This is a genomic window from Arsenophonus sp. PmNCSU2021_1, from assembly GCF_036919435.1.
Classification (GTDB): Bacteria; Pseudomonadota; Gammaproteobacteria; order Enterobacterales; family Enterobacteriaceae; genus Arsenophonus; species Arsenophonus nilaparvatae.
Genome location: NZ_JAZHPL010000005.1, coordinates 1 through 16067 on the forward strand (window position 1 = coordinate 1; position 16067 = coordinate 16067).

General features: G+C 52.7%; 21 protein-coding genes and 2 pseudogenes. 22 read left to right on the forward strand and 1 reads right to left on the reverse strand.

From position 1 onward, the window contains the following. From V3224_RS10250 to V3224_RS10260, 3 genes and pseudogenes are all read left to right on the forward strand, one after another. Nucleotides 1–674 (forward strand): annotated as a pseudogene (locus V3224_RS10250) (hypothetical protein); the annotation flags it as partial. Between the two features lie 9 nt (nucleotides 675–683). Next, nucleotides 684–2033 (forward strand): DNA circularization protein, encoded by a 1350-nt coding sequence (locus tag V3224_RS10255; protein WP_334469518.1) that lies wholly within the window; start codon nucleotides 684–686, stop codon nucleotides 2031–2033. Next, nucleotides 2026–3141 (forward strand): phage baseplate assembly protein, encoded by a 1116-nt coding sequence (locus V3224_RS10260; RefSeq protein WP_334469516.1) that lies wholly within the window; start codon nucleotides 2026–2028, stop codon nucleotides 3139–3141. The genes V3224_RS10255 and V3224_RS10260 overlap by 8 nt, the downstream gene beginning before the upstream one ends. On the opposite strand, the gene V3224_RS10265 is transcribed toward V3224_RS10260, so the two are convergent. Further along, entirely contained in the window at nucleotides 3113–3310 is a 198-nt protein-coding gene (locus V3224_RS10265; protein ID WP_334470380.1) for a hypothetical protein, read from the reverse strand. The two genes, V3224_RS10260 and V3224_RS10265, sit on opposite strands and share 29 nt — an antisense overlap. Between V3224_RS10265 and V3224_RS10270 the strand changes: the two genes are divergently transcribed. The 19 genes and pseudogenes from V3224_RS10270 (at nucleotide 3230) to V3224_RS10360 (ending at nucleotide 16051) form a co-directional block, all read left to right on the forward strand. Further along, a complete protein-coding gene (locus V3224_RS10270; RefSeq protein ID WP_334470336.1) occupies nucleotides 3230–3739 on the forward strand; it encodes a phage baseplate assembly protein V in 510 nt (169 codons plus the stop codon). The two genes, V3224_RS10265 and V3224_RS10270, sit on opposite strands and share 81 nt — an antisense overlap. After that, nucleotides 3736–4173: a phage GP46 family protein gene (locus tag V3224_RS10275; RefSeq protein ID WP_334469514.1), complete on the forward strand. Its 438-nt coding sequence runs from the start codon at nucleotides 3736–3738 to the stop codon at nucleotides 4171–4173. The genes V3224_RS10270 and V3224_RS10275 overlap by 4 nt, the downstream gene beginning before the upstream one ends. Beyond that, the gene (locus V3224_RS10280) at nucleotides 4174–5253 is read left to right on the forward strand and encodes a baseplate J/gp47 family protein (RefSeq protein WP_334469513.1); all 1080 of its coding nucleotides are present in this window, start codon (nucleotides 4174–4176) and stop codon (nucleotides 5251–5253) included. Beyond that, nucleotides 5244–5795 (forward strand): YmfQ family protein, encoded by a 552-nt coding sequence (locus V3224_RS10285; RefSeq protein WP_334469511.1) that lies wholly within the window; start codon nucleotides 5244–5246, stop codon nucleotides 5793–5795. Before V3224_RS10280 ends, V3224_RS10285 begins: the two co-directional genes overlap by 10 nt. Then, nucleotides 5795–6442 carry a phage tail protein gene (locus V3224_RS10290; RefSeq protein WP_334470386.1) on the forward strand — a complete coding sequence of 216 codons (648 nt, stop codon included), beginning with the start codon at nucleotides 5795–5797 and terminating at the stop codon, nucleotides 6440–6442. Before V3224_RS10285 ends, V3224_RS10290 begins: the two co-directional genes overlap by 1 nt. A 69-nt stretch (nucleotides 6443–6511) precedes the next feature. Continuing rightward, on the forward strand, nucleotides 6512–7102 hold the full coding sequence (locus V3224_RS10295) for a recombinase family protein (RefSeq protein ID WP_334470387.1): 591 nt from the start codon (nucleotides 6512–6514) through the stop codon (nucleotides 7100–7102). Nucleotides 7103–7145: 43 nt separating this feature from the next. Further along, entirely contained in the window at nucleotides 7146–8408 is a 1263-nt protein-coding gene (locus V3224_RS10300; RefSeq protein WP_334470871.1) for a phage major capsid protein, read from the forward strand. 63 nt (nucleotides 8409–8471) lie between these two features. Further along, nucleotides 8472–8789 carry a head-tail connector protein gene (locus tag V3224_RS10305; protein ID WP_334470388.1) on the forward strand — a complete coding sequence of 106 codons (318 nt, stop codon included), beginning with the start codon at nucleotides 8472–8474 and terminating at the stop codon, nucleotides 8787–8789. Then, nucleotides 8786–9169 (forward strand): phage head closure protein, encoded by a 384-nt coding sequence (locus tag V3224_RS10310; RefSeq protein WP_334470389.1) that lies wholly within the window; start codon nucleotides 8786–8788, stop codon nucleotides 9167–9169. The genes V3224_RS10305 and V3224_RS10310 overlap by 4 nt, the downstream gene beginning before the upstream one ends. Nucleotides 9170–9355: 186 nt before the next feature. Continuing rightward, nucleotides 9356–9655, forward strand: a pseudogene (locus tag V3224_RS10315) (hypothetical protein); the annotation flags it as partial. 107 nt (nucleotides 9656–9762) lie between these two features. Next, the gene (locus tag V3224_RS10320; protein WP_334467716.1) at nucleotides 9763–10635 is read left to right on the forward strand and encodes an IS982 family transposase; all 873 of its coding nucleotides are present in this window, start codon (nucleotides 9763–9765) and stop codon (nucleotides 10633–10635) included. An 88-nt stretch (nucleotides 10636–10723) separates the two neighbouring features. After that, nucleotides 10724–10900 (forward strand): hypothetical protein, encoded by a 177-nt coding sequence (locus V3224_RS10325; protein WP_334470390.1) that lies wholly within the window; start codon nucleotides 10724–10726, stop codon nucleotides 10898–10900. Next, nucleotides 10897–11340 carry a phage tail terminator protein gene (locus V3224_RS10330; RefSeq protein WP_442890196.1) on the forward strand — a complete coding sequence of 148 codons (444 nt, stop codon included), beginning with the start codon at nucleotides 10897–10899 and terminating at the stop codon, nucleotides 11338–11340. Before V3224_RS10325 ends, V3224_RS10330 begins: the two co-directional genes overlap by 4 nt. A gap of 134 nt (nucleotides 11341–11474) precedes the next feature. After that, the gene (locus V3224_RS10335) at nucleotides 11475–11633 is read left to right on the forward strand and encodes a hypothetical protein (RefSeq protein ID WP_334470391.1); all 159 of its coding nucleotides are present in this window, start codon (nucleotides 11475–11477) and stop codon (nucleotides 11631–11633) included. Next, nucleotides 11630–11902 (forward strand): DUF2635 domain-containing protein, encoded by a 273-nt coding sequence (locus tag V3224_RS10340; protein WP_334470392.1) that lies wholly within the window; start codon nucleotides 11630–11632, stop codon nucleotides 11900–11902. The genes V3224_RS10335 and V3224_RS10340 overlap by 4 nt, the downstream gene beginning before the upstream one ends. After that, nucleotides 11899–13398, forward strand: coding sequence for a phage tail sheath subtilisin-like domain-containing protein (locus V3224_RS10345; RefSeq protein ID WP_334470393.1), 1500 nt, complete (start codon nucleotides 11899–11901; stop codon nucleotides 13396–13398). Before V3224_RS10340 ends, V3224_RS10345 begins: the two co-directional genes overlap by 4 nt. Next, nucleotides 13398–13763, forward strand: a complete 366-nt coding sequence (locus V3224_RS10350) for a phage tail tube protein (RefSeq protein ID WP_334469492.1) — start codon at nucleotides 13398–13400, stop codon at nucleotides 13761–13763. Before V3224_RS10345 ends, V3224_RS10350 begins: the two co-directional genes overlap by 1 nt. Then, nucleotides 13760–14083, forward strand: coding sequence for a phage tail assembly protein (locus V3224_RS10355; RefSeq protein ID WP_334469490.1), 324 nt, complete (start codon nucleotides 13760–13762; stop codon nucleotides 14081–14083). The genes V3224_RS10350 and V3224_RS10355 overlap by 4 nt, the downstream gene beginning before the upstream one ends. A gap of 84 nt (nucleotides 14084–14167) precedes the next feature. Next, complete coding sequence (locus V3224_RS10360; protein ID WP_334470394.1) at nucleotides 14168–16051, forward strand: phage tail tape measure protein; 1884 nt, start codon at nucleotides 14168–14170, stop codon at nucleotides 16049–16051. Nucleotides 16052–16067 lie beyond the last annotated feature (16 nt).

A 16067-nucleotide genomic window follows, 5' to 3' on the forward strand; every position in this document is an offset into this window, starting at 1 on the left:
TGCCGCGCTCCCGTCTGGGGCGGGCGGCCTCCGCCGTCTCAGGCTTCTTTGGCGGCCTGGTCAATCGTGCAGGCACCCTGCTTGGCAGCGTGCCGGGTGTGGCTCGTGCAGGCCGGTTTATGGCCTCCATTGGCCGCCGCGCCGGCGGCTGGTTGAGTCAGGTGGGCGAGCGGGCCAGCGGCCTGTTCGGCGGCGCAATGCAGACACTGTCGGGCGCGACCGGCTGGCTGAGTAATAAGGCCGGCGCACTCGGTCGCGGTGCCCTGCGGTTTGGCAGTCGGCTCGGCGGCCCGTTACTCACGGCTTTGTCGGTTGCCCCTACGCTGCTCGATAAAGACGCGACAGCCGAAGATAAAGGCGGCGCACTGGGGTCGGCAACCGGGGCGACGGCGGGCGGACTCGTCGGCGCTATCGGCGGCCCGATTGGCGCGGTGGCCGGCTCGATGCTGGGTAGCGTACTCGGCGAAAAACTCGGCGGCTGGCTGGGCGATATCTACGCCCGGTGGGACAAGCAGGACGAGCAACAGGCAATACCGCAGGCAGTGAAAGCCCAGGCCGACATGCGTATCGCCCTGGCCCCGGGCCTGGTGCTGCAAAACAGCGCCGTCACCGACAGCAACGCCTTTGGCTTACAGCTCGATGTGTATAACGGCGACAACTACCGTATTTATTGAGGTGCGCAGATGAAAAGTACCGGTCAGGGCCGCTTTCGCGGCGTGCCTTTCTGGGTTTACAAAGAGCAGCGCAGTCGCGGCGGTCGCCGGGTGGTGCGGCGTGATTACCCGCTGCGCGAACACGGCGGGGCAGACGATTTAGGAAAAAAACTGCCTGAGCACACCTTCACCCTGTCACTGACCGGCGATGATGTGCAGGCGCAGCGGGTACGGCTGACGCAGGCGCTGAATGCGCCGGGACCGGGCGAGGTGTTGCACCCTGACTGGGGTACGCTGTCGGTGCTGGTTGAACATTTTGAAAGCCGCTACAGCGTCGATAACCAGCGTCTGGTGGAGTTTACCGTCACGGTGGTGCCGGTGGCCGATGAGACCGCCCCTGCGGTGGCGCAAGATACGGCTGGGGTGGTCAATCGCCAGGGCGACAGCACACTGGCCGCACTCTTTTCAACGCTGGCTGATGGCTGGCAGGCCTCGCTGCATGACGCGCAGGCGTTGATGGATACCGTTAGCGAGCAGGCCAACACGCTGGAAAGCGCCCTCACGGGTCTGGGGCTGCTGGCCGATATGCAGAGCTTTAGTGCCTCGTTTACCGCCCTGCGCGGCAATATCCAGGGGCTTATCAGCACCCCCGACCGCCTGGCGCTGGCCTTCAAGGGCATTTTTCAGGGCATACAGCGCCTGCCGGCTTACCCCCAACCTGAGCAGATAAAAAACCGGGCACGCGCGCCGGTCTCCCCGCAGCCCGGCGCTCTCCAACACCAGATAGTCCAGCTGGCCGACCGGCTGGACAGCGCTTTGGTCCGTCAGGATCGCCTGCGCGATAGGCAGGGGCTGCAACCTGCCACCCGCGCCACGCTGCAACTGCTGCACAATACGCTGCGCCTGGCGGTGGCGGTGGTGCAGGTACAGATGTTGTCGTCCCTGCTTACCGCCAGTCTGGCCGCGGTCGGCCAAAACGCACCGGCGCAGGTGTTGCCACACACGGTCTCGCCCGCCCCGCTGCCGCTCAGTGACAGCGCCAGCGTCTGGCTGGAAAGTACGCCGGATGTGGTGCGCGTCAGCCAGCAGGTCGCGCGCCGACTGGATGCGTGTGCCCTGACCAGCTCGGCGCTGGGCTATCAGAGCCTGGCCTTGCAGGTGCGGGCGTTAAGCCGCGCCTTTGTGGCGGATTTATCCCATCGCGGCGTGGCGTTACCCGGCCTGATCCAGGCCGCAGTGACAATCACCGAGCCGGCGCTGGTGACCCTGTACCGCATCACCGGCGATGCGCGTGACACGGCGCGCTTTATTCGTCGCAACCGGCTGCGTCATCCGCTGTTTGTGCCGGGGGGCGAGCGCGTGGAGGTGCTCGGTGGCTGAGGTGGCGTTGCGCATCGACAACCGGATTTTCACCCACTGGCTCTCGGTCAGTATTACCCGCGGGCTGTCGCGTCTGGCCGGGGATTTTACCCTCGGGATCATGATGCCCGGCCAGGCGTTGCCCGACAGCCTGCGCGCCGGCGGAACGCTCGCGCTGACCCTTGACGGGCAACCGGTCATCACCGGCTACCTGGACAGCGTATCGCACAAGATGGCGGCCGACGCGGCACAGGTGACGATAAAGGGCCGGGATAAAACCGGCGATCTGGTGGACTGTTCGGCGGTCTATCCGGGCGGGCAATGGCGTCAGCGCACCCTGCAACAGATTGCGCAAGACCTGTGCAGCCCTTTTGGCATTGCGGTGCGCTGGGCGGTGTCTGACCCCGAGGCCGCCAAACCCTTTACCTCCTTTACCCTTGAACTGTCTGAAAGCGTAGCGGATGTGCTGAGCCGGGCGGCGCGTTACCGGGGGGTTTTGGTGACCAGTGATGCCGATGGCGATCTGGTGTTTACCCAGGCGGCGAACACCGCCACTGACACCCTGCGTCTGGGTGAAAATCTGTTGTCCGCCGAGTACACCGAGGACTGGCGCGACCGCCACAGTCAGTATCGGGTTAAAGGCCACGGCGGCGGCGGTGGGCACGCCGGCGACGCCAACACCAACGCACTGCGCGCTGCCCCCAAGGGAGAAAGCGACGACCCCGCGATGGGGCGTTACCGCCCCAAAGTGATTCTGGCTGACAGCACACTGACCCCCGCCACCGCACGGGCGCGCGCCCTGCGGGAAAGTCGACGGGCATTGGCCCAGTCAGAACGCTTTACCACCGTGGTCAAGGGCTGGCGGCGCGAAAGCGGTGAACTGTGGCAGACCAATCGGCTGACCCGCGTCATTGCGCCGCGTCTGTCGATGGTCAGCCGTGACCTGTTGATTAGCCAGGTGCAGTTTGATCTCGATGCGGACCAGGGGGAACGCACAACGTTAACACTGGCCCCGCGCGAGGCGTTTATTGTGCCGGCGGAGGCCGAGCGTCAGGCGGGCGGTACTGACGGCGGCGTCGACGGTCTGGTGCGGGCCTGGCTTAACCAGGGGAATAAACTCGATGAGTAATATCGCACTGCAACGGCTGCTTGCCCCGGTGATACGCGGGATCCGGCTGTTGTTTGGGCGTGGCGTTCTGACCGGGGTCAATGACAGCCTGAAAGCGCAAAACGTCCAGTTGACGGCGCTGGACGGCGAAACCTTCGATGAGGTCGAGCGCCCGCAGCAATACGGGCATATCAGCGTGCCGTTGCCGGGGGCTGAGGTGGTGTTTGCCTGCCTGGGCGGCAGTCGTGACCAGGCGACCGTGCTAGTGGTAGAAGACCGCCGTTATCGACCCACCGGACTGCCCGCCGGGGATAGCGGCCTGTATCACTATGAGGGGCATCGTCTGCGTCTGACCCGGGACGGGCGCTGCATCATCACCTGTAAAACACTGGAAGTGGTCGCCGAGCAGGAGGCGGTGTTTAACACTCCGACAGCGCGCTTTACCGGTGATGTGGAAATAGCAAAGAGCGTGAGCGTGAAACAGAACATCACGATTGAGGGCAGTGCTGAATCTAAAGGCACCTTAACCGCACCGGAAGCCGTTATCGGCGGTGTCAAACAGAGTGCTCACCGCCATCAGGAAAATGGCCGGGGCAGTCTGACCGGGGGGCCGCAATGAGCGACGCGGCGCTACGCTGGATGAATGGCGAGGGGATGCTGGTACAAGAGGGCGCGGATTTACTCGCCGACGACAGCCTGACGACCACGGTGCTGCTGTGCCTGTTTACCGACCGGCGTGCCGAGGTCTCCGACTGTTTGCCGGATGGCGGCCATGACCGGCGCGGATGGTGGGCGGACAGTTACCGCGACCGCCCGGTTGGCGCGCGGCTGTGGCTGCTGTCACGGGAAAAGGCGCTGCCTGCGGTATTGGCGCGGGCGGAAGCCTACGCCCATGAGGCGCTGCGTGGCCTGCTGGACGCCGGGATGATAAGCCAGTTGCATTGCCAGGCGAGTGCGCCGCTGCCGGGCTGGCTGCGACTGACCGTGCGCCTGACGCTCAAGGACGGCAGTGCGCGCCCGTTTACCTTTAAAGCCCGTTTGGAGGGGATGTAAATGCCGTATCAGATACCCACGCTCGGCGAGCTTATCAGCCAGACGCAGCAGGATGTGGCGCAACGCCTGCCGGGCGCGCTACCGGCCCAGGACAGTCTGCTGGGTGCCATGGCGATGGCGCAGGCCGGGCTGTCGGCGCTGGAGCATGAGCACCTGGGCTGGATAGCCCGGCAAATCATTCCGAGCGACGCCGACGAAAGCGAACTGCTCAAACACTGTGCGTTCTGGGGCGTGGTGCGCAAACAGGCCGCACGGGCCAGCGGCCCGGTCAGGCTGTCGCTGTATGATGCCGCCAGTGTGCCGGTCGGCACACGTTTGCAACGGGCTGACGGCGCGCTTTACCGCCTGACAGACGCCGCCGAGGGCAAGGCCGGCAGCGTAACGGTCAACGTTGAGGCCGACCAGCCGGGGCTGGCGGGTGACTGCGGTGCGGGACAGTCCCTCGGTTTTGTGACCCCGGTTGCCGGGGTGGCCCAGCAGGCGCTGACGGAAGCACCGGGTATTCGGGGCGGCGCTGACCGCGAGCGCGTGGAGGAATTGCTGTCGCGCCTGCTGTATCGGGTGCAGTTTCCGCCGGGCGGCGGCACGCGCTGGGATTACGAACGCTGGGCGCGCGAGGTGCCGGGCGTCACGCGTAGCTGGTGTCTGCCCACCTGGAACGGGGCGGGCACGGTGGGCGTGACCTTCGTGATGGACCATCACCCGGATATCTTCCCCGGCCCGACCGATATTGCGCGGGTGACCGACTATCTCGCGCGCCACCGGGACCCGGCCACCGGCGAGTGGGTCGGCCAACCGGAGGGGCCGACGGTGACGGTGTTTGCGCCAGGGGCAAAAAAGGTCGATATCACGCTGCGTATCGCCCCCAATACCCCGGATAACCAGGCCCGTATCCGCGAGGCGCTCAGGCAACTGTTTTACACCGCGGCCAAACCAGGCGAAACCCTGTTGCCTTCGGCATTCTGGCGTGTGCTGTCCGGGATAAGCGGGCTGGATGATTACGCCCTGAAAAACCCGCTGACGCCGGTCAGTAGCGGAAAAACCGAGCTACTGGTGATGGGGGATATCACATGGCTTTAAAAGCACACCAGCGCGCACTGCTGCAACTGCTGCCTAATGGCCTGGCCTGGAACAAAGCGCCGGATACGCTGCTGGCGTCGCTGGCCGACGGCCTGGCCCGCAGCACAGCACGCGTCACCGAACGCGCCGAGCAATTGTTGGCCGAGCGTTTTCCGCTGACCGCCACACTGTTGCTGGCTGACTGGGAGCGTTTTTTAGGGCTACCGGACTGTGATATCGGCGACGATGCCGGTATCGATGAGCGCCAGCGCTATGCGGCCAACAAACTGCGCATGAAACCGAGCCTCAACCGGCAGTTTTACATTGACCTGGCGCGGTCTTACGGCTTTACGGTGAACATGAGCACCTTACCGGATAATCAGTGGGTCACGATGGTGACGATTGAGACCGACGTGGACTATCGCCCGATGCATGTGCTTGACCCGATCACCACGCCGCTGCGTATTTATTATGCAGGAATACTGGAATGCCTGTTAAACCGCTATAAGCCGGCGCATCAGGACTTTCGCTATGTGTATGCTGACAAAAAGGAGAAAGGCTAATGTATTTTTTAGATAACAACAGCGGCATTGCCACCATGCCGCCGCTGAAAGAAACCCAGAGCACCACGCCGTTATGGTTTACCGAGGGCGACGGCCACAAGGGCATCAGCTGGCCGGGGGAAGACTGGTTCAATATCCAGCAAGCTGAACAACTGGCCTTGCTGGACGCCGCGGGCATCCGCCCGGATAAGGGCAAGTTAAATCAGCTGACGCTGGCTATCCGGGCGATTATCGGTCAGGAGGCGTTACTGAAAACCCAGGCATTGACGGAGATTGCGGCAGCGGGTAAGACGGCGCAGGAAAAGGCCCGCACGCATCTGGGGCTGGGCAAACTGGCGACCCAGGACGGTATTCAGGAAGCCACGGTGCACCGCAAAGGGATTGTGCAGTTAAACAGTTCCCCTCGCAGCGCGGACGACACTACCGCCGCGACACCCAAGGCGGTCAATGACCGGGTGAATGCGGTTGTTGATAAAGCGCCGTCCGATTTAGATACGCTGAACAAGCTGGCCCAGGCCATCAGCAATAACCCCAAATTTGCTGAAAACGTCATGCAACTGTTGAGTCAAAAACTGGCAAAAAATGAGAATGGGGCGGACATCCTGGACAAAAATCAATTTATAAAAAACCTTGGTTTTATTAAATAGAGAATTTAGCTAATATTTTGCCCAAAACCAGCAATGACAAGGCTTTCAGAGGGAGAATAAGAGGCTAAAATGGCAAAAATAGGCTATATGAGGGTGTCAAAAAATGACCAAAACACCGATTTACAGCAAAAATCACTCATTTGTACAAATTGTGAGCAGATTTTTGAGGATAAAATCAGCGGAAAAACAGACCAGAGACCCGGATTAAAACGCGCGCTAAATGCACTGAAATCGGGTGACACCTTAGTCGTCTGGAAGCTGGATAGACTGGGTCGCAGCATTAAACATTTGATTACTTTAATATCCAAACTGGAAGATGAAGGTATTCATTTTCATAGTTTGACGGATGCCATTGATACCTCTACGTCCGCTGGCCGTTTTTTCTTTCATGTGATGAGTGCGTTGGCACAGATGGAGCGAGAACTGATTGTTGAGCGTACTAAGGCAGGTTTGGCAGCGGCAAGAAGTAGGGGGCGTATTGGCGGCAGACCTCAGTCGCTATCTTTTGCACAGCAACAGGAAGCTCAAAAATTATTGGCGAATGGTCATAGCAGAAAACAGCTTGCATTACTGTATGGGATTTCATTGACCAGCATCTACAAATATTGTCCCGCTGATCGTGCCACTCAAACAGACCAAAGTGCCTCCGATGAAAAATGACAGTGTAATTTCGTTGCACTGATGGAAACAAAAGTAGCCTGCCATTTATCGCACGTTTTGGCTTCAAATATCGCACGCCGCATCAGCCAGCAGCAAATATAGCGCTCAGGCAGAGAAAACCCTGAAGGAAGCGCAAAAATCGGGTGAGCTTTCCGCTGAAACCAAAGCGGTCGTTGATAAAATGGCGGTTGAACTGAACGCCTTACGCGAAGCAGAAAAAACCCTGAAAGCCCAGGTAGGCGAAGTTGAACAACATCTTGCCCAAATGCCGATCGCCAATGCGTTGAACGTGGTGAGTTCTATCGGTCAACAGGTGGTTGGCATGGAGGTCGTGCAGGCTTTAGGCTCGGGCATGGAATCCAGTAAGCGGGTGATAGCCCCGATTAACGCCGCACTTATTTCATCGGATGTCGCCGGAACGATTGTCGCCCCCGACCGTCAATCAGATATCTTGACCAAGCCGAAGCAACGGTTGTTTATTCGTGATTTGATTGCCAGCGGAAAGAGGCAAAGCAACACGATTTATTACGTGAAGCAGAAAGGATTTACCAATAATGCCAAGACGGTTGCGGAAAATACTGCTAAGCCATATAGCACGATTGAATTTGAAGAAGCAACAGTACCTGTTCGTACGATTGCCCATATGTTTAAGGCCTCCAAGCGAATTTTAGATGATTTTTCGCAACTGGCCTCCCTTATCGATATGGAGCTACGTTATGGCCTGAAATACGTTGAAGAGCAGCAAATTCTCTTCGGTGACGGTACCGGTTCAAACCTGAACGGGATCTTTACTCAGGCCACAACATTCAAAGCGGAATTAACACCGGCACATCGAACCGCGATTGATGATCTGCGGCTTGCCATGCTACAAGCGCAACTGGCACAGATCCCTGCGACAGGCCATGTGTTGCACTTTACTAACTGGGCACAGATTGAACTTATCAAGGATACGCTGGGGCGTTATCTCCTCTCCAATCCGGCAGCCCTGACGACACCGACATTGTGGGGCTTACCCGTTGTTGTCACAGAAGCCGCTGAGTTTAAAGATAAATTCCTGGTGGGGGCTTTCAATTTAGGTGCGCAACTGTTTGACCGTGAAGAAGCCAACGTGGTGATTAGCACCGAAAATACCGATGATTTTGAGAAGAACATGATCTCGATTCGTTGTGAAGAGCGTCTGGCACTCGCAGTTTACCGCCCCGAAGCGTTTATCAAAGGGGATTTAACCAAAATAGCGGTGTCGCCTGCCGCACCGTCAAATGCAGGGGGGGCTGGGAAAGGCGGTCAATCAGGTAGTGGTGGCTAGTCATCAACATTAAACTCGATGGCCTACCGATGTAGGCCATTTTTTTACTGGAAATAAACCAACATGTTTATTGACAAAGAACAGGTCAAACGACAATGCAGGATTGAATTAAACGATAACAGTGAAGATGTGCTGCTTGATAGTTATATCGCCGCCGTAGAGCAAAAAACCATCGCACATCTTAACCGTAATCTCTACAAAGCCTCCGTACCTAAAACTGACCCTAACGGCCTGGTTATCAATGCGGCGATTATTCAGGGTATGTTGCTATTGGTGACGGGGTTATATGAACATCGTGGGGGTATATCCGATATGGAACAGTGGTCTATTTTTCCGTTTTTTAAGTTTTTAGTTGATGACTACAGGCTTAGCGGATTATGAAACTGCATTATAGCAGACCGTATTCCCGTTTCCCCGATCCCGGGGAGTTAAATAAGCGCGTGTTGTTTTATACGCGACAGGATGAACCGATAGGCGGCAGCGGGATACAGACAGCAAATCTAGACGAGCATACCGTCTGGGGAAAATTGATCCCCGTGAGTGACACACTTCGCCTCCATTCTTTTCAAATCAACAAAACCATCACGCATAAAATCATTGTGAGATACAGACAATCGCTTTACTCAAGTGATCAAGCACTGATTAACAGTGTCGTCTACCTCATACGGGGCGTTATTGATATCGACAGTGCGGGGCGTTTTCTGTCTTTTTCCTGTGAAGAAATGAGCAGTCAACCAGAAAGGGGAAATGATTTTGGATAATCTCCATATTGACACGAGTTTCGCACAGGCATATAAAGTTCTAGAAATGGCTTAAAAGCAATGGTTAATCTGCAAGTTACTAAAACACATAAATTTTATTAAATTACAATAAGTTGTATTTAATTTATAAGGTTTTGTCTATTTATATATCATGCTGAATTAAACTTAAAAATAGCGCGTTTTTTTATTGGTGCGAAACTCGTGATTGATTTTCATCAACCCAAAGAATTTGTCTTTAATCGCGCCAGGATTCGTCGTGCTTTTGTGAAAATCGGTCAAATGCATCTGAAAGCAGCACGTCGTCAACTGATGAAGCGGGGTGGCCGTTCACGACCCGGTGAAACTCCACGATGGCAAACCGGACAATTAGCGCGATCTATCGGTTATTACGTCCCTCGCGCTTCCTCACGGCGACCTGGGTTAATGGTTAAGATCGCCCCCAATCAGAAACGGGGTGTCGGTAGTCGGCCTATTGAACCTGAGTTCGGGATAAGAAATAAAGAGAAAGTCTTGATATTCAAATAGTTGAATGAGCCTGTTTTGTTAAAATACTCTAACAGTCTGGTTAAAGAGTAGAGCATTGTTAAACAATTATGGAAAATCTTACTGAACTTTATTGCCTGATGGATGATTTTTGCAAAGACTTCGAGCCAAAAATGCATGAATATTTGCTGACTAACGGTACTAAGCGTCGTAGACGGTCTACTCAGCTTTCGTTGGCGGAAATGATGACACTGGTTGTGTTGTTTCATCAACTCCGATTCAGGCAATTCAAGGTATTTTATCTCTATTATGTCCGCTTATATCTCCGGAAGGAATTTCCTAACTTGCCATCCTATTCACGCTGTGTAGAGTTACTTCCGCGTAGTGCCTTAGCGTTAACGGCACTGTTTGAGTCAATTAAGGGAAAATGCACGGGGCTATCGGTTGCCGATTCTACTCCGATAGCGGTGTGTGATAACTTACGGATCCGCAGACATAAAGTCTTCAATGGGATAGCTGAACGGGGAAAAAATTCAACAGGTTGGTTCTTTGGTTTCAAGCTTCATGTAATTATCAATCATTTGGGGGAAATACTCAGTTTTCGACTCACACCAGGAAACACCGATGATCGGAAACCATTGCCTGAGCTGACAAAGGATCTTTCTGGTTGTTTGTACGCAGATAAAGGGTATTTATCGGCTTCACTGAAACAGCAACTCAAAACGATGGGAATTAGCCTTATAACGAATATCAAGAAGAAAATGAAGCCTATTAAACAGACTTGTTTCGACAAAGCCATCTTGCGTCATCGTTCTGTCATTGAAACGGTATTTGATGAGTTAAAAAATCTTTGTCAAATAGAGCATACGCGACATCGCTCTCCGGCTAACTTTGTAGTGAATTTATTAGGCGGACTGGTTGCATATTGTTTAATGCCATCTAAACCAAAGATACCTGTTGCAGGTACGTATCTTCAAGTATAATTGATAATGCTTATCCCGAACTCAGGTTATTGAAGGCAATTTCTACCCTGTTTTTCTGCATTACGGGGTACGTAGCGCTTCTCGCGGCATGTCTAAACAGCACAAACGACAAAAACGTCACCACCAACGCGGGGGTTGGCGCATTGAAAAACGTCAAAATTACATGGTTACCACGTTAACGCGGCTGAAAAGTTGGACGTCCTACACCCTAAAAAGAGCACTGCGTCAATCACTGCGGGCAGCGCGAAGGAAAGGAAAATCATGAAACTTAGTCCCATTATTGCGGCATTACGAACCTTGTGCCCCCGTTTTGAAAACAGAGTGGGCAGTGTCTCTCAATATGAGGATTTACCCAATTGCGGCAAACTGGCTTTACCCGCTGCTTACGTTATTCCGGGAGAAGATGTTGTCGGTGAACAACGGTCACAAACGGATTATTGGCAATCATTAACCGAAAGTTTTTATGTCGTGGTGATTTTAAATAATGCACGTAATCAACAGGGACACTATCCCTCTGTCGACACATTAAATGAAGTCAGGTCTGAAATCTGGCGGGCATTACTGGGTTGGCAGCCAGAGCCGGGTTGTGGTGCAATTAATTATGCCGGTGCAGAGGACGCCGATTCAAACCGCGCCGAATATCACTACCTCACGAGTTTCGCACCAATAAAAAAACGCTCTATTTTTAAGTTTAATTCAGCATAATATATAAATAGAAAAAATCTCATAAATTAAAAATAACTTATTGTAATTTAAGTAAATTTATACGTCTTAGCAAGTTACAGATTAATTATTGTTCTGAAGCCATTTCTAGAATTTTATATGCCGGTGCGAAACTCGTGTACCTGTTTAAATTTAATACTGAAACAGACATCAACGCCGAAGATACCCGCCACGATGCTGACCTGAACAATTTACCCGATTTGCATACCGTTGCTATTGATCTAAACGAACAGTCAGGCAACGTAAAATCGCATCTGGAGATGAAGATAAAATGATGGGGACACAACCAGAAATTGTTTTTATTAAGCCTAAGTACGGGCGAAAAGTGCCTATTCCTCAATATATGCGCGATACCCAAGAATATTTTGGGAAATATCTGCCCGAAGAAGGTTTGCAGGTTCAAAAAACGCTTTTTTGGATCAGAAGAAAACAGGACGATGATATTGAAGAAGTGAGTCAATCTGATAATCCCCCAATCGTGCAAGAAACGACTGATCCCGCAAGAACCAAATTCAAAAAAGCTAAAGAGGAGACGCAAGAATGACGATTAGCTTTAATACCGTAAACGCTAATCTGCGTGTGCCTGGTTTTTATCCCGAAATGGATAACAGCGCTGCCAATACGATGCAAACAAGTGGGCCTGCCTTGCTCATTGGTTATGCATTACCCACTGCACAAATGACTTTGAATTCACCGATGATCATGCCCTCGGCAGAAATGATGCAACAATTAGCCGGTCGTGGCAGTCAGTTACACCGCATGGTGCGAGCATATCGCCGGATTGATACTATCGGTGAACTGTTTGTCATTGCTGTACCTGAAACAACGGGCACTGAAGCAAAAGGCGACATCACGATTAGCGGGACAGCAACCGATTCTGGTGTCGTCACGCTGTATATCGGCAATCAACGTATTTTAGCTGCCGTCAAGAAATCGGATACGGCGAATACGGTTGCCGCCGCGCTTGGCAAGGCCATTAACGATAACGAGGACTTACCCGTCACCGTGACGATAGATGCTGACAAAATCAGCTTGACGGCAAAACATAAAGGGTTAACCGGCAACGATATTCCCTTGATGATGAATTACTATTCGCCGACAGGCGGGGAGACTACGCCTCACGGTCTCAATATTACCATCACTGCCATGAGTGGCGGCGCTGGCTCACCCGATATGGATAGCGTTATCAGCGCAATGGGTGACTTATTATTTGATTTTATTGGGCTGCCTTTCTCTGATGCTGCCTCTTTGCAAAAGATGGGCGCGGCGATGAACGACAAGAACGGGCGCTGGAGTCCCTATCAGCAGTTGTACGGTCATGTTTATACCGCAAAAAAAGGGACGGTCGGTGAACTGGTCGCTTTTGGCGACACGCTTAATGATCCGCATCTCACCATTGCAGGCTATGAGAAAGCGACCCAAACTGCGCTGGATGAACTGGTTGCGGCACGACTGGCACGGTGCGCGATATTTTTGCGTAATGATCCGGCCAGACCCACCCATACAGGTGAGTTAAACGGGGTGTTACCCGCACCGTCGGGCAAACGCTTCACCTTGACAGAGCAGCAATCACTGCTTTCACACGGTATCGCCACCGCCAATGTCGAAGGTGGCGTATTACGCATTCAGCGCGATGTAACGACGTATCAGAAAAACAGTTACGGCGTCGCCGATAACAGCTATCTGGACAGTGAAACACTCTATACCAGTGCCTATGTTTTGCGGCGATTAAAATCCGTCATCACCAGCAAATACGGGCGGCAAAAACTGGCTAGTGATGGTACTCGATTTGGGTCAGGGCAAGCGATTGCGACGCCAGCCGTGATTAAAGGCGAACTCTGTGCGGTTTATCGTCAGTTGGAAAAAGAAGGCATTGTCGAGAATTTTGATGCTTTTCGTAAAAATCTTATCGTTGAACGTAACGGAAATGACGCTAATCGAATTGATGTCGTCTTTCCGGCGGATTATATCAATCAATTACGTGTATTTGCGTTGGCGAATCAATTCAGGCTGCAATATAACCAAGGTGAGGTAGTGTGATGACGGGCAAAAGAAGAATAGGCGGCGTCGTGTATTTTAAGACAGATGGTAATCAATTATCAGTAAACGGTAATCTGGAAGTGCCGATGAATACCGTCATTCGAGAGGACATTGTCGGCGCTGATGGCAGTGTACATTACAAAGAAACGCACAAGGCACCGTATATTAAGGCTGAATTCAAAGTAGAACACAGTTTTCCAATCCAAAAATTAACCTCTGCTGATGAAATGACCATTACCGCCGAATTAGCTAACGGCATGGTGTACGTATTGTCTGGCGCATGGTTGTCAGGTGAATCTACCTATAACCCACTTGAAGGCACTGTCGAAATGGAGTTTCACGGAGATGAAGGATTTTATCAATGAAATCAATTACACTCAGTAAGCCAATTAAGGTACAGAACAAAGAAGTATCGGTATTGGATATTCAGGAACCTACGTTTGATCAGGTAGAAAAATTTGGTATTCCGTTTAGTTATTCCGAGCGAGGCGATACACGCCTGGATACGCGCTCAGCACTCGCTTATCTTCCTGAGCTGGCTAATATCCCACGCTCTTCAGCGCAACAGTTATCGTTACATGATGTATTTGTCGCCTCGATGACCATCGTGAGTTTTTTTACCAGTGCCCAGAACTTGGATCTCTCAGACGACGATTTTACAACGTTGCCTGGTTCTGGCGCATAAACCCCTTTGAATTACGCCAGCATCCGCTAAGCCAGTTCTTTGATCTGGAAGCGGAGGCTGTTCGCATCAACGAGGAGCGACAGGGTGGCTAATAGTTTTGAGTTAAAAGCAATCATCACTGCCGTCGATAAACTCTCTGCCCCGTTAAAGGGGATGCGGCGTGAAATGAAGTCCTTCAAGAAGGAGTTTAGCGCAGGACTGGCAGGGGCTGCTGCATTAGGGGCTGGCGTTGTTACCGCAATGGCTGGCCCTATCAAGCAAGCGATAGACTTTGAATCAACGATGGCCGATGTCCGCAAGGTGGTTGATTTTGATACGCCTGCGCAGTTTAAACAGATGTCGGAAGATATTCTTAAGCTGTCGGCAGCATTGCCGATGGCCGCAGATGGCATTGGTCAGATTGTGGCCGCAGGCGGTCAGGCAGGGATAGCGAAAGAAGAATTAATGTCCTTCGCACAATCCGCCGTAAAAATGGGTATCGCCTTTGACCAGATAGCTGAGCAATCTGGGCAGATGATGGCACAGTGGCGTACCGCCTTCCGGTTAACGCAAAATGATGTCGTCTCGCTGGCCGATAAAATCAACTACCTTGGCAATAACGGGCCAGCCAATGCCGCCAAAATCTCTGAAATTGTGACCCGCATTGGCCCGCTGGGTGAAGTAGCCGGTCTTGCCTCCGGTGAGATTGCCGCGCTGGGCGCGACCATTGCTGGGATGGGGGTTGAATCAGACGTGGCGGCAACCAGTATCAAAAACTTTATGCTGGCGTTAACCAAGGGGAAATCAGCGACAAAAGCACAAAAAATCGCACTACACACCTTAAAAATCAGTCCCAAAAAACTGGCCGCACAGATGCAGAAAGACGCGAAAGGTGCCATGTTGATGGTGCTGAAAGCCATTAAAAAAGTCCCTAAAAAAGATCAGACCGCATTATTAAATGATTTGTTTGGCTCTGAATCACTTGGAGCCATTGCCCCCCTGCTTACCAACCTTAAATTACTGGAAGTTAACCTAGATCGCGTCGCCGATAAACAAAAGTACGGCGGTTCTATGCAAAAGGAATACGCTAGCCGTGCGGCAACCACGGCAAATGCTATCCAACTGTTTAAAAATCAGATGCATGTTGCCAGCGTGAGTATTGGTAGTATTTTTCTACCTTCAATTGTTGAAGCGACAGAGAAAATCCAGCCGTTGATTGAGCAATTTCGCACCTGGTCAAAAGCCAATCCAGAACTGATTAAATCCTTCGCCAAGTGGGGCCTTTATCTATTGGGAACCGCGACAGCAGTCGGTGTTGTTACCCGTGCTTTCAGGCTTTTTAACAGTGTGATGAAAATGTCGACGCTGGGTAAGCTGGTCTCGTTAATGGTCATAGGTGGTGGACTTATCGTCGATAACTGGGAAACTATCGGCCCGATTATTAAAGCAGTCTGGCAAGATATTGATGGCGTTATTCAGGCAATCGGCGGTTGGAAAACCGTGCTCGCAGGCATTCTAATTTTTGTGACGACGAAATGGGCTGTCGATATGGTGAAATCGATTCGGCATGTCACCCGTGAGATGAAAACATTGGCTAAAAACAGTCCATCGGGTATCAAGGGCGTACTGGGAAAAGCGGGGATGATTGGGGGGATATCCATGGGCGTCGAACCGCTTGTCGACAAGGGTCTTAATGCGGTGTTTGGCGGTAATGAATGGTTTCAAAACCTCCGGACAGCGCGTGATTGGAGCGAGTTTGGTCGTTCAATGATTGGCAACAGTCATTTACTTAAAGATGACAAGGGTAACTGGCAATTTAAAGAAGAACCCAAAAATACCCTGGATTCATTCAGCAAAACTGAGCCACGAGACGGTGAAGTCAGGCTTATCTTTGAAAATACCCCACCAAGCATGCGTGTCGCCCTAGTGGGTAATGCCCTACCCTGGCTGAGTTTCGATGTCGGCTATAACCGATTTGCCAAGCAGTAAGTAAAAACAAAGGAAA